This is a genomic window from Pseudomonas sp. AC242 (assembly GCF_979258655.1).
The window spans coordinates 43,102-68,488 of sequence record NZ_OZ409873.1 but is presented as its reverse complement, the minus strand read 5'-3'; the positions used below and the strand labels follow the sequence as shown (position 1 = coordinate 68,488).

The 25,387-nt window shown below is 57.5% G+C and carries 15 protein-coding genes; 8 read left to right on the top strand and 7 right to left on the bottom strand.

Annotated features, from left to right (window positions below; all coding sequences use genetic code 11):
• Window positions 1-45: 45 nt before the first annotated feature.
• From ACZZ0A_RS00245 to ACZZ0A_RS00235, 3 genes are read right to left on the bottom strand one after another with little or no spacing between them, the layout of a single operon-like run.
• Window positions 46-1,614, bottom strand: coding sequence for an FGGY-family carbohydrate kinase (locus ACZZ0A_RS00245; RefSeq protein ID WP_463542366.1), 1,569 nt, complete (start codon window positions 1,612-1,614; stop codon window positions 46-48).
• Between the two features lie 20 nt (window positions 1,615-1,634).
• Window positions 1,635-3,227 (bottom strand): glycerol-3-phosphate dehydrogenase/oxidase, encoded by a 1,593-nt coding sequence (locus ACZZ0A_RS00240; RefSeq protein WP_463542365.1) that lies wholly within the window; start codon window positions 3,225-3,227, stop codon window positions 1,635-1,637.
• 5 nt (window positions 3,228-3,232) lie between these two features.
• Window positions 3,233-4,828, bottom strand: coding sequence for an FAD-binding oxidoreductase (locus ACZZ0A_RS00235; protein WP_463542364.1), 1,596 nt, complete (start codon window positions 4,826-4,828; stop codon window positions 3,233-3,235).
• Window positions 4,829-5,038: 210 nt separating this feature from the next.
• Here ACZZ0A_RS00235 and gliR point away from each other — a divergent pair, with 210 nt between their 5' ends.
• Together gliR and ACZZ0A_RS00225 are read left to right on the top strand one after the other, a co-directional pair.
• Window positions 5,039-6,055 carry an AraC family transcriptional regulator GliR gene (gliR, locus tag ACZZ0A_RS00230; protein WP_463542363.1) on the top strand — a complete coding sequence of 339 codons (1,017 nt, stop codon included), beginning with the start codon at window positions 5,039-5,041 and terminating at the stop codon, window positions 6,053-6,055.
• A gap of 516 nt (window positions 6,056-6,571) precedes the next feature.
• On the top strand, window positions 6,572-6,937 hold the full coding sequence (locus tag ACZZ0A_RS00225) for a DUF6124 family protein (protein ID WP_077570959.1): 366 nt from the start codon (window positions 6,572-6,574) through the stop codon (window positions 6,935-6,937).
• Between the two features lie 395 nt (window positions 6,938-7,332).
• Here the strand turns inward: ACZZ0A_RS00225 and ACZZ0A_RS00220 are convergent, their stop codons facing one another.
• From ACZZ0A_RS00220 to ACZZ0A_RS00205, 4 genes are all read right to left on the bottom strand, one after another.
• Window positions 7,333-7,701 carry a glyoxalase superfamily protein gene (locus ACZZ0A_RS00220; RefSeq protein WP_007911550.1) on the bottom strand — a complete coding sequence of 123 codons (369 nt, stop codon included), beginning with the start codon at window positions 7,699-7,701 and terminating at the stop codon, window positions 7,333-7,335.
• A 118-nt stretch (window positions 7,702-7,819) separates the two neighbouring features.
• Window positions 7,820-9,277 (bottom strand): N-acyl-D-amino-acid deacylase family protein, encoded by a 1,458-nt coding sequence (locus ACZZ0A_RS00215; protein WP_007911552.1) that lies wholly within the window; start codon window positions 9,275-9,277, stop codon window positions 7,820-7,822.
• A gap of 1 nt (window position 9,278) precedes the next feature.
• Entirely contained in the window at window positions 9,279-10,139 is an 861-nt protein-coding gene (locus tag ACZZ0A_RS00210; protein ID WP_095191405.1) for a MurR/RpiR family transcriptional regulator, read from the bottom strand.
• Between the two features lie 16 nt (window positions 10,140-10,155).
• A complete protein-coding gene (locus ACZZ0A_RS00205; protein WP_401394546.1) occupies window positions 10,156-11,505 on the bottom strand; it encodes a GntP family permease in 1,350 nt (449 codons plus the stop codon).
• A gap of 415 nt (window positions 11,506-11,920) precedes the next feature.
• Between ACZZ0A_RS00205 and ACZZ0A_RS00200 the strand changes: the two genes are divergently transcribed.
• Genes ACZZ0A_RS00200 through ACZZ0A_RS00175 form a run of 6 tightly spaced genes read left to right on the top strand, consistent with a single transcriptional unit; the run spans window position 11,921 to window position 25,310 of the window.
• Window positions 11,921-14,386, top strand: a complete 2,466-nt coding sequence (locus ACZZ0A_RS00200; RefSeq protein WP_463542362.1) for a Tc toxin subunit A — start codon at window positions 11,921-11,923, stop codon at window positions 14,384-14,386.
• Between the two features lie 10 nt (window positions 14,387-14,396).
• On the top strand, window positions 14,397-17,552 hold the full coding sequence (locus tag ACZZ0A_RS00195) for a neuraminidase-like domain-containing protein (RefSeq protein WP_463542361.1): 3,156 nt from the start codon (window positions 14,397-14,399) through the stop codon (window positions 17,550-17,552).
• Window positions 17,458-18,012 carry a Tc toxin subunit A-related protein gene (locus tag ACZZ0A_RS00190; RefSeq protein WP_463542360.1) on the top strand — a complete coding sequence of 185 codons (555 nt, stop codon included), beginning with the start codon at window positions 17,458-17,460 and terminating at the stop codon, window positions 18,010-18,012. The genes ACZZ0A_RS00195 and ACZZ0A_RS00190 overlap by 95 nt, the downstream gene beginning before the upstream one ends.
• Window positions 18,009-19,553 (top strand): SpvB/TcaC N-terminal domain-containing protein, encoded by a 1,545-nt coding sequence (locus ACZZ0A_RS00185; protein WP_463542359.1) that lies wholly within the window; start codon window positions 18,009-18,011, stop codon window positions 19,551-19,553. Before ACZZ0A_RS00190 ends, ACZZ0A_RS00185 begins: the two co-directional genes overlap by 4 nt.
• The gene (locus ACZZ0A_RS00180) at window positions 19,492-22,458 is read left to right on the top strand and encodes a toxin TcdB middle/C-terminal domain-containing protein (protein ID WP_463542358.1); all 2,967 of its coding nucleotides are present in this window, start codon (window positions 19,492-19,494) and stop codon (window positions 22,456-22,458) included. Before ACZZ0A_RS00185 ends, ACZZ0A_RS00180 begins: the two co-directional genes overlap by 62 nt.
• Entirely contained in the window at window positions 22,455-25,310 is a 2,856-nt protein-coding gene (locus ACZZ0A_RS00175; RefSeq protein ID WP_463542357.1) for an RHS repeat-associated core domain-containing protein, read from the top strand. The genes ACZZ0A_RS00180 and ACZZ0A_RS00175 overlap by 4 nt, the downstream gene beginning before the upstream one ends.
• The last annotated feature ends 77 nt before the right edge of the window (window positions 25,311-25,387 follow it).

The following is a 25,387-nucleotide window of genomic DNA, read 5'->3' as shown; positions in this document are numbered from 1 at the left end:
GATCGCAGCCTTCGGCAGCTCCTACAGGGGATTGATGGTGTTCTTTCAGGCGGGGTATCCGGTGATTTTGCGGATGCTTTGATACAGCGGTTTCAGCTGGCGGTACATGCGCAGGTAGACCTCTTTGTACAGTTGCTCATAGATTTTCCGGGCCTCGGGCTGCGGTGTGAAAACCGCGCCGACCCGGGTCATCGCCGCGATGGCCGTGGGGAAATCCGCATGCAGCCCCAATCCCACCGCACAACAAATCGCCGCGCCCAGACCCGACGCTTCATACACATGCGGACGCTCCGCCGGCAGGCCGAAAATATTCGCCGTGAGCTGCATCGCCGCATCACTCTGCGAACCGCCACCGGCAACGCGTAGACGCTTGACCGAGACCTTCGAACGCCGCTCGATATTCTCCATGCCCTGGCGCAAGGCATACGCCAGTCCTTCCAGAATCGCCCGGTAAATATGCGCGCGGGTGTGCACGTCGCCGAAGCCGATCATCGCTCCTTTCGCCTCGACACCCGGCTCGCGAATCCCCGGCGACCAGTACGGTTGCAGCATCAAACCCATCGATCCCGGTGGAACGGCATCGACCAGTGCATCGAACAACTGCTCCGGCTCGATGCCCTGTTCTTTGGCCTGCTGCATTTCACGCAACCCGAACTCGTTCTTGAACCAGCTGACCATCCAGTAACCACGATAAATCATCACCTCGCAGTTGAACTGATCGGGCACCGCTGACGGGTACGGCGGAATCAACGGGACGATTTCCAGATAGCGCGAGCGGGTGCTGGTGATCGTCGCCGTAGTGCCGTAAGACAGGCACACCGTGCTCGCATCAACCACACCGGCACCGACCACTTCGCAAGCCTTGTCAGCCCCCGCTGCAATCAGCGGCAAGCCTTCGGGAATACCGGTGTGGCGAGCCGCTTCAGCGGTGATGTAGCCAAGGGTTTCACCGGGTTTTTGCAGGCTCGGCAATTGCTCGGGGCGCACCGCCAGCGCCTGCCATTTCCAGTCACTCGGCGCAGCCCATTTCAGCCGTCTGAAATCGAACGGAAGATAGCCGACGCAGCAACCCACCGAGTCGACAAAGCGCCCGCACAGGCGATGCGTGAGAAACCCGGACAACAGCAAAAACTTATCCGTCGCCGCCCACACTTCTGGCTGATGCTGAGCGATCCAATTCGCCTCTGCCTGAGCGCGAAAATAATCCACGGTGCCTTGCGCGCCGACCAGTTTGAACAACCAGCCCCACGGTCCTTTGATCCCGCCTTCGACTTCGCTCTGCCGTTGATCGAGCCACAGAATCGCCGGGCGCAGCGGTTTGCCCTCGGCATCGACATTGATCACCGTGCCGCGCTGAGTGGTCAGTGACACCCCGGCAATCTGCGAACGATCAATGCCGGTCTGCGCCCACACTTGCTGGCACGCCTCGCCGAGTTTCGCCCAGTAATACTCCGGATCCTGCTCGGCCCAGCCCGGCTGCGTCGAGTAATACGCCTGCAACTCGACCTTGCCTTTGCCGAGCAGATTGCCCTGCAAATCGAAAAGCAGCGCGCGCACGCTCTGGGTGCCGTTGTCGATGGCCAGCAGGTAACGCTTGTTCGGGTGGTTATCCATGGAGCTCTCTTCAAGGGGCATCAAGGCGTGGCATCCGGCAAACCGTGATGGCGTTGCCACAACGCCCGATAACGCTGTTCTTCCTGCTGCCAGTGTTCGTCGCGCCAGGCCAGTCGTGGCTGGCAGAGTTGGCGAATGGCGGTGAAATATTCTTCGCCACCGCGCGGCAACAGCAGGCCCAGACGCGTGCGGCGCAGGAGCAGATCGTCGAGGTGCAAAACCATTTCCGCTTCGCAGGCGAAGGCCAATTCCGCCCACAAGGTGTCCGTGGCGCCGACCGTGGCGTGACCGATTTCTTTGATTAATTGCGCCAGCCTTGGCAGTTCTCGGCCATGCCGTCCGGCCAGACGTCGCCACTGTTGGCTGCTCAATTCAGCAATCGACAGCGCAGGCACAGCAGCAAACACTGGCGCGGCGTCATCGACAAACGTGCGACCCAGCATGCTCGCGCAGGCCTTGAGCACTTCGATGGCTTGCGGGCGAAACGTGGTCAGCTTGCCGCCGGCCAACGTCACGCAACCGGGCTCCTGCCACAGCACATGCTCGCGGGTTTCGTTCGACGGCTTGTCTTGATGCGCACCCGCGCTGCCCACCACCGGACGTACGCCGGACCAGGTCGACAACACATCCGCCGCGCTCACTTCGGCGCCGGGAAACTGTTGTGTGCAGGCCGCCAGAAGATAGCCGAGTTCTTCAGCGCTGATGCTCGCGCTCTGATCCAGATCGTCGCGATGGTCGAGGTCTGTAGTACCGACCACCGTCGCGCCCTCCCACGGAAAAACAAACACCGGACGCCGATCGCGCTCATGCAGAAAAGTGAACGCCTGCGCCACCGGCAAACGCCAACCCGGCAGCAATACATGACTGCCACGCAATGGGCGTAATTGCCGTGGTGCCTCAGTCGGCCGCAAACGCTCAGCCCACGCACCAGTCGCCACAGCGAGCACACCGCAGCGCAATTGCAGGGTAGCGCCGCCCTCGCAATCTTCGATTTCAACGCCGCACACTCGGCCGTTTTCACGCAGCAGATGTTCGACGCGCACACCATTGACCACGACAGCGCCATCGGCCCGCGCTTCGCTCAACACACGCATCACCAGCCGCGCATCATCGGTCAGCGCATCGACAAAACAGGTGCCACCGAGCAAGTAGTTTTCCTTCACACCCGGCGCCAGATAACGCAGTTGTTGCGCATCATGAAAGCGATGGCTGCGCCGTCCGGCCAGGGCGTCGTAAACGCTCAGCAAGCCACCCAACACCCGAGGCCCGGGAAAGCCGCCGCGATAGTGCGGCATCATAAAGCTCATCGGCTCGACCAGCCCCGGCGCTTCGTCGAGCAAGCGCTGACGTTCACGTACCGAATCACGAGTCAGGCGCCACTGGCCCTTGGCGATGTAACGCAAACCGCCATGGACCATTTTCGACGATCGGCTAGAGGTGCCCCAGGCAAAATCACGCTGTTCCAGCAGCAGACAGCGCCAGCCTCGACGCGCGGCTTCCCGCAGGATTCCGGCGCCGCTGATGCCGCCGCCGATGACGATCAGGTCCCAGCTTTCCTCGGCCAGCGTCGGCAGAATCTGCTGACGCCATGCGGCGTTCCAGTCCGGATTCATCGCCGTCACTCCGGCAGCAGCGTGCCGGGATTGAGGCGCCCGGCCGGATCAAAGTGTTTGCTCAACGCCTGCAAGGTATCCATCGCCAATGCGCCCTTCTCGCTTAACAGGTACGGCGCGTGATCCTTGCCGACGCCGTGCTGGTGACTGATGGTGCCGTGGTTGTCGACGATGGTCTGGCTGGCCGCGTGTTTGAGCGCTTTCCAGCGTGCCAGCGTCGCCGGGTAATCCGCCGCCGGGCGAAACACGTAAGTGGTGTAGATGCTCGAACCTTCGCCGTAGACGTGGGACAGGTGGGTGAACACATGGACACGCTCGCCCTCAGCGGCCAAGGCCTCGCGCAGGCTGTTTTCGATAAGGTTGAGCAGGTTGTCGACGTTGCTCCAGTCGGTAGCGGTTTCGAGGGTGTCGACCACATAACCGGCGTTCCACAGGTTCTCGCGCAGGTAGGGGAACCGGAAGCGGTTCTGCGCCCATTTCTTGCCGAGCAAGGTACCGGTGAACACGCCGCCGAACGCCTTCAGATGCTGCCGCGCCTGCGTCAGCGACAATGCGTTTTGCCGGCGATTGCCGGTGACGCCGAAGGTCAGCAGGCATTTGCCCTCTGCCGCCCCCCTTAGCTTCAGGTACTTTTCCAGCCAGGCGATTTGTTGCGGATGACCGGCCAGCGCCAGTTGCGTTTCGGTTTCCACGGCGTTGGACAGGCGCAGCATCGACAGCGGTACGCGTGCCTGGGCCAATTGGCGGATCGCCCTTAGCGCTTGCGGCCAGTTGGGTAGAAACACGCCGTAGAAACGCTCATCAGCAGGCAATGCGCTGACCCGCACCTTGACCTCGGAAATGATCCCGAAACGGCCCTCGCAACCGAGCACCACCTCGCGCAGATCAGGCCCGGCGGCAGAGGCCGGGAAGGTTGGAATTTCCAAAGGCCCGGCAAAGGTTTCCAAGGTTCCGCCCGCAAACAATTGCTCGATGCGGCCATAGCGCAACGACTGCTGACCGCTCGAACGGCTGGCCACCCAACCGCCCAGCGTCGACAACTCCCAAGACTGCGGAAAATGCCCCAGGGTGTAGCCCCGCGCCCGCAGCTGACTTTCCACCTGCGGCCCACTCGCACCGGGACCAAACGTCGCCAGCAGGCTCTGTTCGTCGAGGTCGATCAGGCGACTCATACGCGCCAGCGACACCGTCACCACTGGCCGCGCCGAATCCGGCGGATTGATGTGCCCGGCCACCGACGTGCCGCCGCCATACGGGATCAGGCACAGGTCCTGCTCGTGAGCGAGCGCCAGCAATTGGCGGATGTGCTCGGCGGTCTCGGGGAACGCCACCGCATCGGGATAATTGCCCAAAGCACCTTCACGCAACGCCAGCCAGTCCGGCAGGCTCTGGCCCCGCGCATGCAGCAAACGGTCATTGGCATCGACGCTGTACAAGGTATGTGCTTGCAATCGCGATGTAGGCACGCGCGCCAATGCGGCCTCAAGCGAAGCATCGGGCAGCGCGCGCCCCTCGCCCAGTCGCTCATGAAGAAATTCCGCGCCCTGGGCCGGCAGTTCGACCACCGTGGTTGCATCTCCCCAGCCGTTCCAGCGTCGCATGCGTGTGTCCTTCTAACCGTCGGATCAGTGATATTTCAGGCCCCCATACTAGCCAGCGGCCGCAAAGTGTCACGGTCGCATCCGGCCAGTTCGTGTAGCCAATTGAGTCAAACGTCGCGCAAGCGTCAGCCATTTACTTTAGTCGGGGTTTCAAATTACCTTTCAGGCTATTCGTCAGCCTCCGCCGCCATTGATCAAAGGAATGGGATCATGCAATCGCTTGGCTTCACCTCGGTTCCGCCGCTGCTCAAATACCTGCGCCACGCCGAACAGCTGGGCATGGCCATCGAGCCGGCGTTGGCGGCAGCGGGTTTGCAGGCGCAGCAGTTGAGCGACAACACCCTGCGTTTGCCCGGTGAGGCGCATGAACGGTTGCTGGATTATTTCTGCGAACACTCGGGCGATCCGCTGTTCGGGCTTAACGCGGCGAATTTCGTCCTGCCCAATTCGTGGAGCGTGCTCGGTTACATCACCATGAACTGCGCGACGCTGGGCGATGCGATGAGCCGGATCATGCCGTTCGAGAAACTGGTGGGCGACATGGGCGTCAGCCGCGCCGAGGTGCTGGATGGCCACGTGCATCTGATCTGGACGTGCCGGTATCAGCGTCCACGGATTCGTCGGCATCTGGTGGAAAACGTGTTGGGGTCATGGCTGCACTATGCGCGCTGGATCGCTGATACGCAGATGTCGCCGGCCGCAGTCTGGCTCGAACATCCATGCCCGGCCGAGGCCACGCCAGCGCAGTACGAAGGGTTTTTCGATTGCCCGGTGTTGTTCGATCAGCCGTATTCGGCGCTGGTCGTGCCGCTGGCGTATTTGCAGTTGCCGTTGCGTCAGGCCGATGCGCAGTTGCTGCGCACGCTGGAAGAACATGCGCTGGGCTTGATGGCAACGCTGGAGGATGCGTCGCTGGAGCAGCAGGTGAAGAACATCCTGCGGCAGTTGCTCAAGGAAGGCTTGCCACGCAAGGAGCAGGTCGCCGAACAGCTCGCTGTTTCCGTGCGCACGTTGCAGCGGCAGTTGCATCAGGCGGGGACGTCGTATCAGCAGATTCTCGATGATCTGCGTCAGGAGTTGGCTGAGCATTATTTGCTCAACAGCACGTTGCCGATTCAGGACATTGCGCAGTATCTGGGGTTTACCGAACCGAGGTCGTTTCACCGCACGTTCAAGAGCCGACGCGGGATGCCGCCGGGGGAGTTTCGGCAGATGCATCGGGGGTGAATGTTCTGGCCCCTTCGCGAGCAGGCTCGCTCCCACACTTGATCTCGGCTGCTCACAAATTCGATGTTCACCGCGGACCCAATGTGGGAGCGAGCCTGCTCGCGAAGACGTCAGTCGCAGCACCCAATTCCTACAGGTAAATCCTCGATACTTGAGCGCAATAAACATCCCGCACCACAGGTGTTTAAAGACACTCAGCGTTACGCGAAACAGCCCACAAATCCTTGCGCCGCTGCCTACGCCTGCGCCAGAATCCGCCGGCTTGTGCGCCCTGAGCATGCTGCGTAACTTGATTGCGTCACTGATTCCCAGTGATCGAGCTTAGCGGCTCGGCTACATTCGCTCCCCGCTGCACGAGTATCATCCAGTCAGGTATTTGCCTGCGCTTAATGGTAGCTGTGCGCATGGCACCTTCGGGTGCGCCGGGGTGGGATGCGACCGGTCCGCTAACTTGCGCACAGCTGCCTCCCTTTTGCTTAGCGGCGAAATGGATGCGGCTTTAAAAGGTACGCTCCCATGTTCAAAGTAACGCCAAACCCGCCGGTCACTGACCCGGCCTCCCCCTACGAATCCGCCGATTCGAAGAAATTCCACGAAGCCGCCGAGCGCGCGCTCGACCATTATCTCGCCCCACCCACCGCGCAGATCATGGCCACGCCTTACCAACCCAACCGCCTCTACATGGCCAACCCGGCATCCGCGACTGAACCCTTGCTGGTCGACGCCTGCGAAACACTGGGTTCTGCCTCGGTGATGCTCAACGACTTCGCCGCCGTGCTCGAAGGTTCGCACCGCAAGACCCTGCAAGGCATCGCGCAAGTGGTGATGGTGGCGGAAATGGCCGTCAATCAGGTGCTCGATAAGTTCGTGCCGACCGAGTAACGAAAAAGCCCGCGACCCAAACTGTGATGGTTAGGTGGCGGGCTCCTTTTTTCGGTGGGCCATTTTCCCCTCACCCCAGCCCTCTCCCAAAGGGAGAGGGGGCCGACCGAGGTGTCTGGCGCTATACATCGACCTGAATGACCGAGTCGATTATGGATTCGACCGAGCAGGTTCAGGTCGGTGTATCTCTCAAGCATCTCCGGATCGGTCCCCTCTCCCTCCGGGAGAGGGCTAGGGTGAGGGCCGACCGTGGGATGTTCACTAGATACACCGACCTGAAAGTGCTGCCGTAAATCCATAATCGCTGCAGATCTTTCAGGTCGATGTACAGCGCCAGACACCTCGGTCAGTCCCCTTTCCCTCTGGGAGAGGGCTAGGGTGAGGGGCTGTTCAGTTCAGAGACAGATCGCGTTGGTAAACACCAGCCGATTACCAAACGGATCAACGATCGTCATGTCCTGACTCCCCCACGGCATCGCCTGAATGCCCGGGTGCGAAAACTTGTAATCCTTGGCCACCAACTGCTGCTGAAACGCCTCCAGCTCATCCGTCTCGATCCGCAGCGCCGAACCCGGGCACGCATCGCCATGATGCTCGGACAAATGCAACACACACTCCCCACGCGACACCTGCAGATACAACGGAAAATTCGCCTCGAAACGATGCTGCCAGTCGATCTTGAAACCCAGAAAATCGACGTAAAACTCGACAGCTTTGGCTTCATCGAAGATCCGCAGGATCGGGGTGGTTTTGCCGAAGCTCATGGGGTGCTCCCTGACTGATTGGCCCCACAGTGTAGACGGGGTGGATATCAGCAATTCGGCCTGTTGATGGCTTTCTTTAGTCGCAATGTGCCACCACTGTGACGCAGTCCGCGAAACCTCAGTGAAAGTTGTCGCGCAGATCACCGTGGCGAGCGAGAAACCGCCCTTCCCTGCGACCATTCGCCTGTCCGTTGCGATAACTCAAAACACCGTTGATCCAAACGCCGTCGATGCCCTGCGCGGCCCGTTGCGGCTCATTGAAATCCGCGACATCACGCACCGTCGCCGGATCGAACAACACCAGATCCGCCCAATACCCTTCACGAATCTCACCGCGTTCCTTCAAACCAAATCGCGCCGCCGACAGACCGGTCATCTTGTGTACGGCGGTGTGCAGCGGAAACAGCCCGATATCACGACTGAAATGTCCGAGAACCCGTGGGAAAGCACCCCACAGGCGCGGATGCGGGAACGGGTCTTCCGGCAGTCCGTCAGACCCGACCATCGACAACGGATGAGCGAGGATTCTTCGTACATCCGCCTCGTCCATCCCGTAATACACCGCACCCGCCGGTTGCAGGCGTTTCGCGGCATCAAGCAACGGCAGATTCCATTCGGCAGCGATGTCGATCAGGTCTCGGCCGCTGACTTCCGGGTGCGGCGTCGACCAGGTGATTGTGATGCGATGCGCATCGGTGACCTGCTTCAAATCCAGTGTCGATGAACTCGCCGCGTACGGATAACAATCGCAGCCGACCGGATGAGTTTTGGCGGCCTCTTCCAATGACGCGAGCAGTTGCGGACTGCGCCCCCAGTTACCAACGCCGGCACATTTGAGGTGGGAAATGATCACTGGCGATTTCGCATGTCGACCGATCCGAAACGCCTCGTCCATCGCCTCTAGAACCGGGGCAAATTCGCTGCGTAAATGCGTGGTGTACACCGCGCCGAATGCCGTCAGCTCTTCGGTCAGTTGCATCACTTCATCGGTGGAAGCGTTGTAGGCGCTGGCGTACGCCAGACCTGTGGATAAACCCAACGCACCGTGCTCAAGGCTTTCGCGTAACTGCTCACGCATCGCAGCGATTTCTTCTGGCGTCGCGGTGCGGAACAAGTCATCGAGATGATTGCTGCGCAGCGCCGTATGGCCGATCAGTGCCGCCACGTTCAGAGTGGTATTGGCCGCTTCGACCGCCGCGCGGTAGTCGCTGAAGCGTGGATAAACGAATGCCGCCGCCGTGCCGAGCAGGTTCATCGGGTCCGGCGGATTGCCCTTCAATGTCACGGGCGAAGCGCTGATCCCGCAGTTGCCGACAATCACCGTGGTCACGCCCTGGCTGAGCTTGGGCAGCATCTCGGGTTGGCGAATGACCACAGTGTCGTCGTGGGTGTGTACATCGATGAAACCCGGCGCCAGCACGCGCCCGGCCGCGTCGATTTCCTCGGTCGCAGTGGCATCGTGCAAGTCGCCGATACGCTCGATGCGGCCATCGCGAATCGCCACGTCCGCGTGGTAGCCGGGCACGTTGCTGCCATCGATGATCAGGGCGTTGCGAATCAAGGTGTCGTACAGCATGTCAGTCTCCCAGCGGCAGGTGATCGTCGCCGCCACGGTATTCGTCGAGGGCGAGTTTGATCCGCCGCAGACGCTCTTGATTGTCTTCAGGATTGGCCAGTGCCAGCTCGGTCGCCAGCACATCGATGGCGAGCAGCATGCCGTAGCGGGCCGCCGTCGGTTTGTAGATGAACGAGGTTTCTGCACCTTGCAGCGGCAGGACGATGTCGGCCAGTTCTGCCAGTGGCGAGTCGGCGCGGGTGATCGCCAGAATGCGCGCGCCGTAGTTGCGCGCCAGCTCGACAGTCTCGAGCAATTCCGGGGTGATGCCGGTCAGCGAACAGACGATAAGCACTTGTTCGGCGTTGAGGCTGGCGGCGGTGACGCGCATCATCACCGCGTCATGACACACCGCAATCGGGTAGCCGAGGCGCACCAGCCGAACCTGCAATTCGTCGCTGCAAAGCGTCGAGCAACCGCCCATGCCGAAGGCGTGAATCATCCGTGCCTGACCGAGCAATTTCACCGCATCGGCGAAGCGTGACTCGTCGAACCCGGCCAGGTGCTGGCGCAGCGTGGTTTCGATATCGCCGACGATCTGCCCGTAAAACGCCGACTGCTCAGGCGTGCCCGCCGGGTCGAGAAATCGGCTGCCGACGCCGCTCGCCTGGGCCAGTTGCAGGCGCAGATCACGCAGGTCGCGGCAGCCCACGGTGCGGGCGAAACGCGACAGCGTGGCGGTGCTGACTTCGGCGCGTTGCGCGAGGTCTTCGAGGCTGGCGCTGGCGGCGAAACCAACGTCATCGAGCATCAAACGGGCGATGCGGCCTTCACCGGCGCTGAAGGAATCCTGGCGGGCGCGGATCTGGTAGAGGATGTCCATGGGCGGCGGGCTCCGGTTACAGCAGATAAGAAAGGCCGACGGTCAGGCCGAATGCGACCAGCGAGATCAACGTCTCGAGCACGGTCCAGGTCTTGAACGTCTGCGCGACCGTCATGTTGAAGTATTCCTTGATCAACCAGAAGCCGCCGTCGTTGACGTGGGAAAAGATAACCGACCCGGCACCTGTCGCCAGCACCAACAGCTCAGGGTGTGGATAACCCAGACCAATGGCCACTGGTGCGACCACGCCGGACGCGGTGGTCATGGCCACGGTCGCGGAACCGGTGGCGACGCGCATTAACGCCGCGAACAGCCAGCCCATGATCAGCGGCGACAGGTGGAATTCATGAGCGAGGCCGACGATCTGATCGGTCACGCCAGCATCGACCAGAATGCGGTTCAAGCCACCACCGGCACCGACCAGCAAAGTGATGCTGGCAGTCGGCGCCAGACATTCGTTGGTGAACTTGAGGATCGATTCGCGGTTGAAACCCTGGGCGATACCCAACGTCCAGAAACTCAACAAGGTCGCCAGCAGCAAGGCAATCACCGAGTTGCCGATGAACAACAGGAACTGGTTGAAGCTGCTGCCCGGCGTGGAAATCAGGTTGGCCCAGCCGCCGATCAACATCAACACCACGGGCAACAGTATGGTCGCCATGGTGATGCCAAAACCCGGCAGTTTGTCGCGCGGTTCGCGGTCGAGGAATTGTTTTTCCAGCGGGTTATCCGCCGGCAATTGAATGCGCGGCACGATGAATTTGGCGTACAGCGGCCCGGCAATGATCGCGGTCGGAATGCCGATGGCAATCGCATACAGCAAGGTTTGCCCGACCGACGCCTGATAAGCCTGCACTGCCAACATCGCCGCCGGGTGCGGCGGCACCAGCGCATGCACCACCGACAGGCCGGCGACCATCGGCAAACCGACCATCAGAATCGACACGCCAACGCGCCGCGCCACGGTGAACGCAATCGGCACCAGCAACACAAAACCGACTTCGAAAAACAGCGGCAGCCCGACCAGAAAGGCGATGCAGACCATCGCCCAATGCGCGTTCTTCTCGCCGAACTTGTCAATCAGCGTACGCGCCATCTGCTCGGCGCCGCCGGACTCGGCCATCATCTTGCCGAGCATCGTCCCCAGCGCGACCACTAGCGCAATATGCCCCAGCGTCTTGCCCACCCCGGCCTCATACGCCCCCACCACACCCGACGGCGGCATCCCCGCGACCAGCGCAAGACCAATGGAAATCAGGGTGATGACGATGAACGGGTTGAGCCGGTAACGGGCAATCAACACGATCAGCGCAATGATGGCGACGGCAGCATAGACCAGCAGCCAATAGCCGAAGGAAGGTGTCATGCGGTACTCCTCGAAAGGGTCACGTTCGAATGGGTTTTGAAACTCATAAATCATTTCGAGATCGAGATTTCAAATTCCATGAAAGTAATTTTCGTGGAGAGGTAAGTCGTGTCGCTAATGAGTATGTTTTGTCGTGATTAATGAAAATCACACCCTGATATTTTCGTCAGCGAAACCTTTTATAAAAAATCAAGCAGACGATTCCAATGCATGTCTGGAAACAAACAACCAGCAAAAACCAGGCAAAGAACAATAAAGCCGAAGCAGAATAATCCTTTCAGAAGTTTACCTACCAACTACTTAGTTCAAATTTTTTCGCCTTACCTGCAATAGAGAAAATTCCTACAATTAGAACTCCCCGCAGTAAGTTATGTTCATTGCCCGAAAGAAACAATATTAACCGGAAAGCCAAACAATGAGCGACATAAAACTTAACAAACTCAAAATACTTACTGCCACTGCAGGCACTGCAAAAACTGCAACCCCTCAGACTTTTGAAATACATGACATAGCTATGGAATCCACTCTCAGCGTGGCTCAACTGTCCAGAGACCAATACAAGCAAATACAAGAAACCCCCGGTAAAAAGCTAAATGCCGAAATAGCTCACGACTACGCCAGCAGTCTTGCCCGGCAAATAACACGGGAGCAAATGGAGCGCCAGCTTCACAAGACAGATAAAAAACGCGATAAGCGCGCTCTAAATGGCGTTGCGCCAACTTATGAAAAACTATTTGAAGAAAATTGGAATAGTTTTTGCGCCCAAAACGATTTAAATGCTATCGACTCGCCAGCAGCTTATCTGCGCGCCCTGTACATTTTTTCGGGCCAGCTTGATTCGGAAGAAAAATACGCGCGCAGAATAAGCGCGATTCGTCCAGATATTGCCACTCAACAGATAGATGCTTCCAGTGTTTTTGAACCACTCCCGGCATTGCAACTCGTCAACAGGGTGCTGGGCGATAAAATAAAAAATCACCCAAAGCACGACAACGACAAGACGTCTCAGGAGATAATGTCCATACAGTCTAAACCTCTTTTCTTCCCCTACCATCACCCTCATCGACAATGTGTAGTAGCGCTCGCTGCGAAGAACCTTGGATTGGGCATTCTTGACTATAAATTGCAATTGCCAAATATGTTTTTTCAGGACTCTGACAAGGTAAACGTGGAACTGCTTTGTAAAGCTCAGATAAAGATGTCGAATCTGAGCGAAAGGCAAATCAAAATCCTGACGGCCAAGCTCGCGGAATATAGCAGTCCAACAGACACGGAGACAGGTGCTATACACAGCGTTGTAGATAGATCGATGATAAACGAAGGTCGCTACGACCTTAACCTGTTTGCCTCCCAAACCCATTGCTCGCCGTCGGAAATCAAACAATTCATTGATCTTCAAATTTCCAGATCATACCCATCAAGCGATAAGCACCTTGTAGTGGACAAAGCACCCGACAGCGAAGAAAAAATCATTTCGCTGACTTACGAAAATCCAGACGCACATATGTTTACTGCCCTTGATCGTGTCCAGCGCATGATACGTTTGCACAGGTGGAGCAACATTTCACCGGGGGAACTCGACACTCTGGTCTACAGTGCAATTTACAGCGATGGCAGTGACACATTTATTCCCAGGTCCACGCTGCGCGCCGTGGGTGTTTATCAATATCTCAATCAACATTATGGGATTGAGGCAGAGGAATTCGCAGCCCTTCTGTACCGCTTACCCACCCAGTCGGTCAACGGCCGGGCTTCTTTGTTTGATCGTGTTTTCCACCGCGATCTCCCGGCAGCCAATTTATTTAAACAAGAAGGAGGACTCCCTGAAATATCTGCCATCCGCCTTGCCGACGGTATGGATCTTCAAATTACGCAAGAGTCGCGCGACTTGTGCATAAAATTGGCCACAACCCACTTGAAAAGCCTGCATCAAAACTTACAGACCGCTTCATCTCTTTATCGTCAGGCACGCATAGCGCGGCTGTTTGGTTTATCCCCCCTTGAATGCACGGAGCTAGTCAATTTACTGGGGGGCAAAGCATTCGAGCGATTGCTGGTATCAGGAGAATTGAGCAGCAAATGCGAACCCGACATCCTCCATCTGTTGATGGCATTGGACGGGGTGATGACTTGGTTACGATCAGCCGGCCTTACAGTCGCACAACTGTTGCGCATGCTCAAACGCCACTTGCCTTCTGCTCGTGAAACACTTCCCGTGCATGTCGCTGCGATAAGTGCCATGCGAGATACCACCGCTGAAAAAGAACAGGCCCTTGCTGTGCACCAGTTGCTGCAGGACGTCGCAGGGCTTTCGGTGCAATACGTTCCGTGCGTCATGAAAATGGCCAATACCACCGAGCAAAAAATATGTGAGGAAATCAAGAAAGGAAAATCCCTGCTATTACGCGAGTCACTGGCCGCCGCTGAAATCTGCCAGGCATTAAACATAAGCAGCGAAATATTGCTCAACTTGCTGAGCGATTACAAACTAATCAAATCGGACTGGGGAAGCGCATTTAAACTGCAAGACCTCTATTGTCTCGAACGCTTCGCCAATTACAGCCGGCACAATCCAGGCGCGAGTCACGAGCTTCTCGGCTTACTAAAACTTTCCCGTACCAATGATTCAAAAACAGCCAACGACGCGTTGGCAAATTTTCTTGTTACCGAGCAATCCCTGACCACTCTGACCAAGGAGTTACCCACGGAGAAAGTTGAAAACATGCAGCAACTGGACTGGATCATCCGCCACCTTGAATTATCCAAAAACACGGGGCTTTCGTTGAAAAAACTGCGTGACATCTTGAAGTTGAACAGCGAAAGCTCAATGAATGAATGGCGTACCGTCGCTGCCGAACTTCTCCACAATGCAAATGTTTAAGGGAATAAACGTGAACAACATAGAAATTCAAAAGCAGTTGGAAGAGGGGCTGCGCGATGCCCAGGTAGCTTATTATCTCCACCTCGAAGTGTCTGCAAACCCCAAAACGGAAGTCAAGACTGCCGAAGCGCTTTACGATCACTGTTTGCTCGATGCACTCATCAGCAACGATGTTTCGGCGACGCCGGTCAGCTTTGCCATCTCCAGCCTTCAACATCACATCGAACTGATTTTTACTCGCGGTTCGTCCGGTTATTCAAAGAGCGAGGAGCAGCGCTCTTACTGGCACAATGTTTTGAGTCATTACCCGACTTGGGCAGCCCACCAGCAACTGATGTATTTCCCTTCGCTTTATCTTGATCCAGCATTGCGGGTCGATAAAAGCGAAAACTTTTGCCAACTGGAAAACGATTTGACACAGGGACGGATCGACTCAGCGACCGCGCAAAAAGCAATACTGGGTTATCTGACCCGGTTTGAAGAAGTGGCGAACCTGAGTATCCTCAATGGTTATATCGATGGTGATGACGTCGACAACGGTGTTCATTATGTGCTGGCCAAATCGCGCTCAGCTGATCGCTATTATTGGCGCTCGCTCGATATGTCGCAGCGGCCAGTGAGGCTCACCACTGAGGGAGCCGAGAAACTCAAGCGCCCTGATCCTCTAGCCTGGAGTCAATGGGAAAAAGCAGATGTTCCGATTTCACAAAATGCCATTCAACACACCATTCGGCCCGTTTGGTTCAACAATCGACTATATGTATTCTGGGCAGAGAGTCACCATCAGCATCCTGACCAGCTTACGGATAAAAACACAAGAGGACAAAGCAACCCACAACTTAAACTTATTTATGCGTGGCGTAAAATCGACGGCACCTGGAGCCTGCCAAAAACATGTCTCGAGGGCTTTTTCCAAGGTTACCCGAACACAAAAACCGAGGATTTTAATAAACGTGTCTCGATCTACGCTTATGAACAAGATAATCAGATCGCAATAGGCCTGTCACTGGGTGACGTTAGCCTGACTGGCCATATCGATAAGAATTTTTTTGTTAAAGCAGCGGATAGAAGTACCTTTACCAAAGCACAAACAGAGAAATTGAAGGCCCTTTTAGAGGCCGTTAACCCTCGACGCGTAATGACGAAAAACAATGAAAACACTTACTGGGATATCGTTGATGAAGACTCATCGCAACTATTAAAACGTACCGTTCAACCGGATGAAACGACTCTATCCCATGAGAACATGATCAGTCTCGACACCGGTTTTGCCGCCGAAATGATTCGCCGCGCGGAAAACAGTCTGGACGAACTGTTCAACCTCGACTCACCGACATCCGAACTGTCCGCGCCAGGTTCAGCCCACACGAGGGATAAGGCGCTGGATTTTCATGGCGCTTACGGACAGTACTTCACAGAACTGTTTTTGTACGTCCCATGGCTGCTCGCGAGTCGCTTGAATGCCGAGCACCGTTACGAAGAAGCGATAAAATGGGTCAGTTACCTCTTCGACCCTTGGGGCCAGGATAACAATGGCCAGCAACAACTCTGGAAATCAGAACCCCTGAATCCTGTCGAAGAGCCTTCCTATGCGCATAAAAACCCCTACGACCCGCATCAGATTGCGCTCAGCCATCGCGTGCATTTTCGCAAGGCGGTGTTTTTTCTCTATATCGACATTCTGCTCAATCGCGCTGACGAGGCTTATCGCCGCCTGACAACCGAGAGTCTTAACCAGGCGAAGTCGCTCTATCTGCAAGCGCGTCATCTGCTTGGCAATCGCCCGGTGATCAACGGGCGGAAAGACCTCTGGGAGCCGATCACACTTGAGACACTGGCAAACGATGACCTGACGGAGATGAAACAGCTTGAACAGGAGCTCATCAAGAAGGATGGCAACGTCCCGCTGCATCTGAACAGGCAAAAAAACCCGGTACAACTGCAGCTCCCGGCGATCAAACATCTGCGTATTCCATTCCATCCGGATTTACTCAAGCGTTGGGATCAGGTGGACAGTCGCCTGTATAACTTGAGGCATGGTCTGGACATCGCCGGTAAACGCCAGTCCGTTCGCTTGTTCGAATCGCCTCAAGACCCACGCACGCTGTTGCTGACAGCCAACTCCGGTGGCCAGAGCGGCACGCCTTCGGCCCTTGCCTCGACGCAAATCCCGCATTACCGCTTCAATGTGATGCATGGACAGGCGTTGAGCGCCGTTGACAGTCTGATTCAGTTCGGCTTTACGCTCCTCTCACTGATCGAGCGTCAGGAACAATCGCAATTTCAGGAAGTGCAGCAACAGCAGGCCTGGGCGCAGGCATCGCTGGCGGTTGACTTACAGACACAGGCATTGCGCGGCGAACAGCAGAATCTCAAAGCGTTGCAGGTGGGCAAAGCGATCGTGCAGCAGCGGTTTGAGCATTTTGAAACGTTGCTCAAACAGGACCTCAGTGCCGAGGAGACCAATGCCAGTCAGTTGTACTTGCGCAGCGGTGTAGCCGAACAACTGGCTTTAGCCTCCCAGGCCGGTGCCGGTGCCCTGATGCTGGCGCCGAACACTTTCGGCCTGGCCAATGGCGGCATGCGTTGGGAGGGCGCATTGCATGCCTTGAGCGCCATCGCCCAAGGGGGAGCGGCCGCTGACCGAACGGCCGCCAGCCACCTGGATCGTACGGCACAATTCACCCGGCGCCGTGAAGAATGGACACTTGCGCGTGATCAAGCCGCACTGGAGCTGACCCAGATCGACGCCCAGTTGAAATCGCTGGAGGAACAGCAGAAAGCCACAGAGCTATTGATGCGTCAGGCGCAAACAGCTTTGTCCCAGGCCAAGAGCAACTACGACTTCCTCAGCACGCGCTTCTCCCAGGCACAGTTGTATCAGTGGCTTGGCACTCAACTCGCCCCTATCTACAGTCAGGCTTACGACATGACCCTGGTACTGTGCAAGGCCGCCGAGGCAGCCTGGCAGTACGAGATTGCCGATTTCAGCACAGTCTTCCTGCCGCATGGCACGTGGCAAAATTCCCGGCGTGGGCTTGGAGCCGGGGGAGCCGCTAAAGCTGGCCTTGATGAAAATGCATGCAGACTACTTGCAGCGCAATTGCAGGGAACTGGAGATTCGCAAAACGGTATCGTTGCGTCAGCTCAAAGCCGCCAGCAATGAGGACTGGAGCAAAGTCCTGAGTGATTTCAAATCCACGGGCAAGTGCAATTTCGCCTTTACAAAAAAACTGTTCGAGCAGGATTACAAAAAGCACTATCTGCGCCGGATCAAAACCATCAGCGTTTCCTTCCCGGCAGTTCTCGCGCCGTATGAAAACGTTCGGGCGACCCTGATGCAGCTCTCCAGCGAAGTCCAGCTGACATCCGCACCGGACTCGCCAGCCCTGAAAAACCAACGGGTCAACGAAATGATCGCGCTGTCGACCGGCGTTGACGATAACGGCCTGTTCACTCTTAATTTCAACGACGAGCGCTACCTGCCATTCGAATTCACCGGCGCCATTTCCAGTTGGAGTCTGTGCCTTTCCAATCAACAAGAGCGAACGACTTTCATCGACTCGCTGACTGACGTGCTTGTTCACATCAGCTACACGGCCAGGTCGACGGGAGGCCAGCAATGAGTCGCCCTGAGTCCGTTTCCATCAATATTCCGGCGCTGCCCAAGGGTGGTGGTGCCATTCAAAGCGTGGGTAAAGGCTGGGGGCCTGTAGGACCGACCGGCGCTTCCAGTTTCCAGTTGGCGTTGCCGATCTCGACGGGGCGCGGGTTTGACCCGGCCATGACCCTGGGTTATTCGAGCTCGGCAGGCAACGGCGTGTTCGGCATCGGATGGAATCTGCCGACACCGGCAGTGACCCGCGTGACCGGCAAAGGGGCGCCCACTTACACCAGCGAAGACGAAGTTGCCGGCCCGGACGGCGTCGAGTGGTATCCGGCGCAGTCGAGCCGACACGACAAGTACAATAATCTTGATCTGAAAAAAAGCTACACGGTAACGCGCTATCTGGCTCGAGTGGAAAGCGCTTTCGACCGGATTGAACACTGGTCTACCGACGATGACCCCGCCGGTTTCTGGCTGGTTCATGCCGCCGATGGCACCCTTCACCTGTTCGGCCGCCAGGCCATTGCACGACGGGCCGACCCTGCGGATCTACAGCGCGTCGGCGAATGGCTGCTGCAAGAAAGCGTCAACGCTTCAGGCGAGCACATCTACTATGAATATCAGGCCGACGTTGCTGCTGGTAAAGCGACGGCACAGCGTTATCTGAGCCGTGTCTGCTACGGCAACGAAAAATCTCAGCAACACCTGTATCTGTGGCATCCGAAGCGCCTGGAGTCCGTGCGCTGGCATTTTGAACTGGTATTGGACTACGGCGGACGCGATACCGGGTACTCGCAAAAACCCGGATATGTCGCTGGCAATGCAGTCCATCGCGAAGATGAAGTTCTCAATTACGCTTACGGGTTTGAGTTGCGCACGAAGCGCTTGTGCCGGCAGATTCTGATGTTCCATTGGTTCCCCACCGAACTGGGAGACGACCCGCAGCTAGTCAGGCGCCTGCTGCTCGACTATCAGCAAACCGAGGCGGGTTACCATTTGCTGTCAGCCGCTCATCAGCAGGCATTCGACGCGGCGCCCGAGCCCGAAAGCCATCCGCCTGTTGAATTCAGCTACAGCGAATTCAATTCGCAACCATCGGCCTCTGCCTGGACATCCTTCAGCCAGATGCCCACGGTCGAGAGCCACCGCATGGAGTGGGTCGACCTGTATGGCGAAGGCTTGCCAGGGTTGCTCTACCGACACCAAGACCACTGGCGTTACCGTGAGCCGTTACGCGGCAAGCCGAACACCGACCACGTCGTGTACGGCGAAGGGCAGCTTCTGCCCGCCCTGCCAACGCTGAACAATGCATCCCGGCAATCGCTGTCCGACCTGACCGGCGACGGGCGTCTGGACTGGGTCATTGCGCAACCGGCCATGAGCGGTTTTTTCTCCATGTCGCCGAATCGGTCGTGGACCGACTTCAACGCTTTCAATGCGTTTCCTCTGGACTTCTTCAACAACAAGGCCCTTCAGGCCGATCTGATGCGGCGAAGGCTTGGCCGATCTGGCAATGATCGGGCCACGCAGCGTCCGGCTGTACGCCAACCAGAGGAGTGACGGGTTCAGCGCTGCACATGAAGTCGCCCGCTCCGATGACGAAGATAACCTTCCGATTTTCAGCGACTCGAAGCAGGAGCTGGTCGCGTTCAGCGATCTGCTTGGCAGCGGCCAGCAGCATCTGGTGCGCATCCGTCACGATGAAATCAAGGTGTGGCCGAACCTTGGTCGCGGGCGTTTTGGCACGGGCCGGGTTTTAACCTGGCCCGGTCTAGCGCGCGAAACTTTCGACGCTTCGCGCATTCGTCTTGCGGATCTGGACGGTTCGGGCGCCGCAGACCTGATTTACCTGACAGCTGAACACGCGATGATTTTCGTCAATCGCGCCGGCCACGGCTTCGATTCAGCAGTGACGTTGACCTGGCCCGAGACTTGGCGCTTCGACGATCTGTGCCGTGTCGATCTGGTCGACACCCGTGGTCTGGGCTGCTCCAGCCTGGTGCTCCATGCGCCCCGAAACTCCCCACATCACTGGCGCTATGACTTCGTCCCGCACAAGCCCTACCTGCTGACCACCTCAAACAACAACATGGGGCAGTCCACGAGCATTGTTTACCGCAGTTCCGCGCAGGAATGGCTGGACGAAAAAACCGAGCGCCTGAAGGGGAAAAAGGTCGACCTGACCTGCCACTTGCCCTTTGCCTTGCATCTGGTCAGGAGTCAGACGCAACGGGATGAAATCACTGAAAATCAGCTGACTCAACGCTTCAACTATCGCCAGGGCTACTACGACAGCAAGGAGCGGCAACTGCGCGGATTTGGGCTGCTGATCGAAAGCAGCAGCGAACGCTTGTCCAGTGCCGACCTCATGCCGCCGAGCAGAACCCGCCAGTGGTTTCATACCGGCCAGCCAAGCGAGCCATCTCGCCGCGGCTACGACATATCCGACAAACACGCGCGCCCCTTGGGCAATGTCTATGTGAGTCGGTATCAGGACGCAAAAGACCTCGCCGTCGAAGCGACCGATGAAGCCACCCGCCGGGCGATTGCCAGGGCCCTGTGCGGGCGCCTGTTGCGGCGCGAGGTCTTTGATCTCGGCGCAGGGTCGAAATTGCGCAAGCTGCTGCAGGTTGAAGAACACCGTTATCACGTGCGCCTGCTGACACCACAACAGGTTGCGCGAAACCACGTCCGTGTACTGCCTCTGGAACTCGAATCGATTAATTACAACTACGACGGCTTCGTTGCAGATCCGCAATGCCTGCACACGATCAATGCCCGCCGGGACCGGTTCGGTGCCGTAGAGCAGAGTTTCCAGATCCATTACGCGCGACGCCTGACCGCCAGTGACACCGCCCCCTTCGATCAAGTCCATGAAAGCGACTGGTGGAAAGACGCCCATGACCCGGCGCAACAGCGCTTCTACATCAGTGAGCACTGTGCCGAATACATTCATCTCAGCGATGATCAGGGCTGGCGTCTCGGCCTGCCATGGCGCCAGCGCAGCCAGGCATACGAAGCAGGTAAGTCAACGGCAGTCGATGGGTTGAACCCAAGTGACATCAATTACGAAAAGTTCGCGAAATGGCTTGTCGACTCTGGCGTTGCGAAGACGGGAGTGTTGACCGGATTGTCTGTACAACGCTATCAAAACGCCCGGAGCGGCCTGGTATTGCCCGACGGCGTGGCTGAATTCGCCGGCATTGGCGCCTACGTCGAAACAGCTGAATTTGATCAATCAGCCCTGCGTGCCTTCGATACCCTGGCGCCCGATCTTCGGCCAGACGACGCGTTGCTGAGCCGTTTTGGCTATGAGCGCATGAGCGACTGGCTCGCGCCCGCCGGGGCGCAAAACACGTTCTGGTCGGTCAAGAGCGGCTTCGTGACCGTGGCCTCAGGAAAAGGCTTCCATAAACCTGAGTCCCTGCAAGCCACCGCACTCCAGAGTCGGGTGACCGTAGAGCATGATGCGTATCACTGCTGTGTGCTCGCCATTCGTCAGGAGGATGGCTGCACCACCCAGGCCAGATACGATTACCGTGTCATGGCACCAACGCAAATCACCGACGCCAATGGCAACATCAATGAAGTGCTGATGAACCCTTTCGGTCAGGTACTGGCCAGCAGTGTGCATGGAACCGAGCAGGGCCGACCGGTCGGATTCGCCAGGCTGAGCAGCTACCGACGACCGGACTCGCTCACACCGTCGAGCGCAATTGCCGATCCGCAGGGCGCACTGCAGAAAGCTGCAAGTGTCGCCGCCTACGATGTGTTCAGCTGGATGGGCCGCATTAAAGAAAACGCACGGCGCGATATCGAATGGCTGAAGCGCTGCGTAGCACAAGGTCTTCTGTTACCCGACGGCCACATCTGCACACGCGCCCGCGAACTTGCCGCCAGTGGCGCTCGGCTGAGCGGTGATGCGCAACAACTTGCAGCACTGATTCAGCAGGCACATCGCGAGCCCGTGCACACAGCCTTGTTGAGTGCGGACCGTTATCCCGACGATCAGCAGCAGATCCATATTTCCCTGAGCTGCCTTGATGGCTTCGGGCGGGAGTTGCAAAGCAAACAAAAGGTCGATCCGGGACTGGCATACCTCGTCGGCGACGACAACAGACTCGTCCTCGTTAACGACGTCGCGCACGAAAGCGCCACCACCACACGCTGGTGCGTCACCGGCAGGCAGGAATACAACAACAAGGGCCTGCCAATCCGCATCTATCGACCGTACTTCGCCGATCGTCACTGCTACGTCAAGGACACGTCGATGCGCACACTGGACCATTACGACCTCCAGCATTACGACGCACTGGGCAGACCGACCGAAACATTTCTGGCAAAACAGGGCGCGATTTCATACCTGCGTCGCCACCGTTATCACCCTTGGTATTCAGTCATGGAAGACGAGAACGACACCCTTGAAGAAGTCATGTCCGCCACCTCGAAAGGAGTGCAAGCATGAGCGCCCGCCTGCACAACAAGACACCTGACGTCAGCGTCATCGACAGCCGTGGACTGATGGTGCGCCACATCGCTTATTACCGCAGCAGTGAATCGGAGGTACCCGCAACCCCCAGGGTCACGCGGCATACCTACGACACTGCCGGACACCTGATCGAGCAGTGGGATGCCAGACAGGACGCACGAAAACTCGTGCCTAATCGCACGATGTCCTACTCGCTGGCCGGCACGCCATTGGGCGTGGTTTGTGTCGATTCCGGATGGAGCCTGTCACTGGCTCAGGCCACCGGCCAGCCTGGCAGGCGTTGGGATCAACGCGGCAACCTCTGGAACATGGAATATGATCGCCAGTTACGCCCGGTGAGGGTCGATGAACAATCGCCCGGTCAAGCCATGCGCGTTGCCGAACGCTTTACCTATGGCGACAGCTCTGTCGACTCGGCACAGCGCAATTGCTGCGCCCGACTGGTGCGTCACGATGACAGTGCGGGCACGTTGTCGAGCAATGCCTATGCGCTGTGCGGAGAACCGTCCGACCAAACACGGCAACTGTTAATCGCTGCACAATTGCCCGACTGGCCAGACACCGTCGAAAAACGTGACGCCCTGCTTGAGGATCGACGCCATACCACACATTGGCAGTACGACAGCAGCGGTACGATGCTCGAACAAACCGATGCGAAAGGCCACACCCAACGCTACAGCTTCAATGTCGCCGGGCAGCTCAAAACGCTGCACCTGAAGATCGCCGACCAGCCCGCCGAACGCGTGATCATCAGCGACATCGAGTACAACGCGTTTGGGCAGATCCAGTCCCAACGGGCCGCAAACGGCGTGATCAACCGCGCGAAGTACGATATGGCCAGCGGTCGTCTCTGTGAGCTGAGTGCCTCGAAGGCTGGCCGGGTCCTGCAGGATTTGCAGTATGTCTTCGACGCAGTGGGCAACGTCTTGTCCATTGCCGACAAGGCCCAGCCCGCCAGCTTCGCGAACAATCAACAGGTACAGGCCGTCAGCCGCTTCACGTATGACAGCCTTTACCAATTGACCAGCGCCACCGGCCGCGAGGCACAGGCAGCAATCACCCAGCCGAAACTGGTGCCCGCTGCCAGCATGACCATTGCGGTCGGAGAGTTGTTCAACTACACCCAGCAATTTTCTTACGACACGGGCGGCAATCTGACGACCTTGCGCCATGTTCGCGATGGCAATCAATACACGAGAAACCTGCACATTGCCGAAGACAGCAATCGTCTTGTTGCCTGGAACCAGAGCGATCCGGCCACCGACACGGCCATGGGCTGGGATGTCCATGGAAATCTGCTGACCTTGCAGCCCGGTCAGCCGCTGCAATGGAATGCCTTGAACCAATTGGCTGGCGTGACACTGGTCAGCCGTGCCAACGGCGCCAATGACGAGGAACGCTACACCTATGATGGCAGCGGTCAGCGGGTGCGCAAATCCCGCACGTTTCACGGCGGGACGCTCACCCATCGCGATGAGGTGGTTTATCTGCCGGGACTGGAATTGCGTTCGCAGAACAAGCAGCGTCTGGAAGTCATTACTCTGCAGGCCGGTCGATGCAACATCCGTTATCTGCACTGGACTGAGGGCAAACCTGCAGCCATGGGCTCCCGCCAGCAACTGCGCTATAGCCTGGACGAACCCTGTGGATCTTGCATGCTGGAACTTGATGACGACGCAAATCTGATCAGCCAGGAAGCGTACTACCCTTTTGGAGGCACGGCCTGGAGCGCCGCGCGGTCAGCAATCGAGGCGCAATACACAACGGTGCGCCACTCGGGCAAGGAACGCGACAGCAGCGGCCTGTATTACTACGGACACCGCTACTACGCCCCTTGGTTGCAACGCTGGATCAGCGCGGACCCAGCCGGAACCGTCGATGGCTTGAACCTGTTTTGCATGGTGGGCAACAACCCGATCAGATATAGCGATCAGGGCGGCTTGCAGAAGTACGAATCGTTGAACCATCTGGACATTCCAGCCAGCGCGATTGCAAGAGCCCCTTTCGCTCATTTGATAGATCAACCGAACACTTCCTACGGCAGGTTCTCGACAAAAACCCGGTGGCTGACCGGCACGCCAGCCGAAAATGCCATGCCCGAGCCCAAGGCTAAAGGCAAACCCAGGAGAAAAGCGCAAAAGCGGTCCGAGTCTGACCCTGGCCCGCCCAGCGGAAAAACTCTGAAACAGTACATCGCACATGCCAGTTACGTCATGCGCAGCGGTTCTTCAGAGATGACCACCTTCCATAACTTTCAAGGCAGCCCAGCGGGAAAAGATGTCTTTCTAGGCATTAACTCGTACCCGACAGAAAGATACCGGGAATTTCAAGTTCCAACTATGGAAGGCGCCAAGAAGAAGAAGGAAGACAGGATAGACAGTGACTTTCTGCCCCCGGGTGATTTGGGTACGTATACCGTGGCGTCGAGAAGACGATTCAAGAAGGGCCTGCGTGAAGAATACAGACGCAACGGGGTATTTCTGCATCCCGAAACAATGAAACTGATCATGAATCATGTTCGGGCACATTCCGAATTTCCGATCCGCGCAGGCGTTGCCGGCTTGCATGCTGACGTGCAGACCATCAACGACATTGCCAATAAATTGCCTCTCGATGATAAAGGTAAGTTCGATTCGATAGGCTTCAGGAATGCGTTGTCGGACACCGTCGTTTTTGTACACAAACTGACTAAACCTGGACTCAATCAGGCCTTCCCTGCCTGTGGCAACTGCACTGGCATCATCCCTGACACGGTCACTGTTGCTACCGGCATCCTGCCGTTAGGGCGCCATGCCGAGGGCTCTCGCCGAAGGCTTATATCTGGTTAATGCCTGAGCGTCCTGTACCGGTTCATACCATGGCGCAGGCGTCTGAGCAGCATCGGGCAGATTACTCTGCCCGATAC

Bases quoted from the DNA above. Each gene is read 5' to 3' on its own strand.
- ACZZ0A_RS00225 (WP_077570959.1), top strand. From the start codon at position 6,572: ATGTTCAAAGTAACGCCAAACCCGCCGGTCACTGACCCGGCCTCCCCC.
- ACZZ0A_RS00200 (WP_463542362.1), top strand. From the start codon at position 11,921: ATGAGCGACATAAAACTTAACAAACTCAAAATACTTACTGCCACTGCA.
- ACZZ0A_RS00185 (WP_463542359.1), top strand. From the start codon at position 18,009: ATGAGTCGCCCTGAGTCCGTTTCCATCAATATTCCGGCGCTGCCCAAG.
- ACZZ0A_RS00215 (WP_007911552.1), bottom strand. From the start codon at position 9,277: ATGCTGTACGACACCTTGATTCGCAACGCCCTGATCATCGATGGCAGC.
- ACZZ0A_RS00220 (WP_007911550.1), bottom strand. From the start codon at position 7,701: ATGAGCTTCGGCAAAACCACCCCGATCCTGCGGATCTTCGATGAAGCC.
- ACZZ0A_RS00210 (WP_095191405.1), bottom strand. From the start codon at position 10,139: ATGGACATCCTCTACCAGATCCGCGCCCGCCAGGATTCCTTCAGCGCC.
- ACZZ0A_RS00190 (WP_463542360.1), top strand. From the start codon at position 17,458: ATGAAAATGCATGCAGACTACTTGCAGCGCAATTGCAGGGAACTGGAG.
- ACZZ0A_RS00205 (WP_401394546.1), bottom strand. From the start codon at position 11,505: ATGACACCTTCCTTCGGCTATTGGCTGCTGGTCTATGCTGCCGTCGCC.
- ACZZ0A_RS00240 (WP_463542365.1), bottom strand. From the start codon at position 3,227: ATGAATCCGGACTGGAACGCCGCATGGCGTCAGCAGATTCTGCCGACG.
- ACZZ0A_RS00245 (WP_463542366.1), bottom strand. From the start codon at position 1,614: ATGGATAACCACCCGAACAAGCGTTACCTGCTGGCCATCGACAACGGC.
- ACZZ0A_RS00175 (WP_463542357.1), top strand. From the start codon at position 22,455: ATGAGCGCCCGCCTGCACAACAAGACACCTGACGTCAGCGTCATCGAC.
- ACZZ0A_RS00235 (WP_463542364.1), bottom strand. From the start codon at position 4,828: ATGCGACGCTGGAACGGCTGGGGAGATGCAACCACGGTGGTCGAACTG.
- gliR (WP_463542363.1), top strand. From the start codon at position 5,039: ATGCAATCGCTTGGCTTCACCTCGGTTCCGCCGCTGCTCAAATACCTG.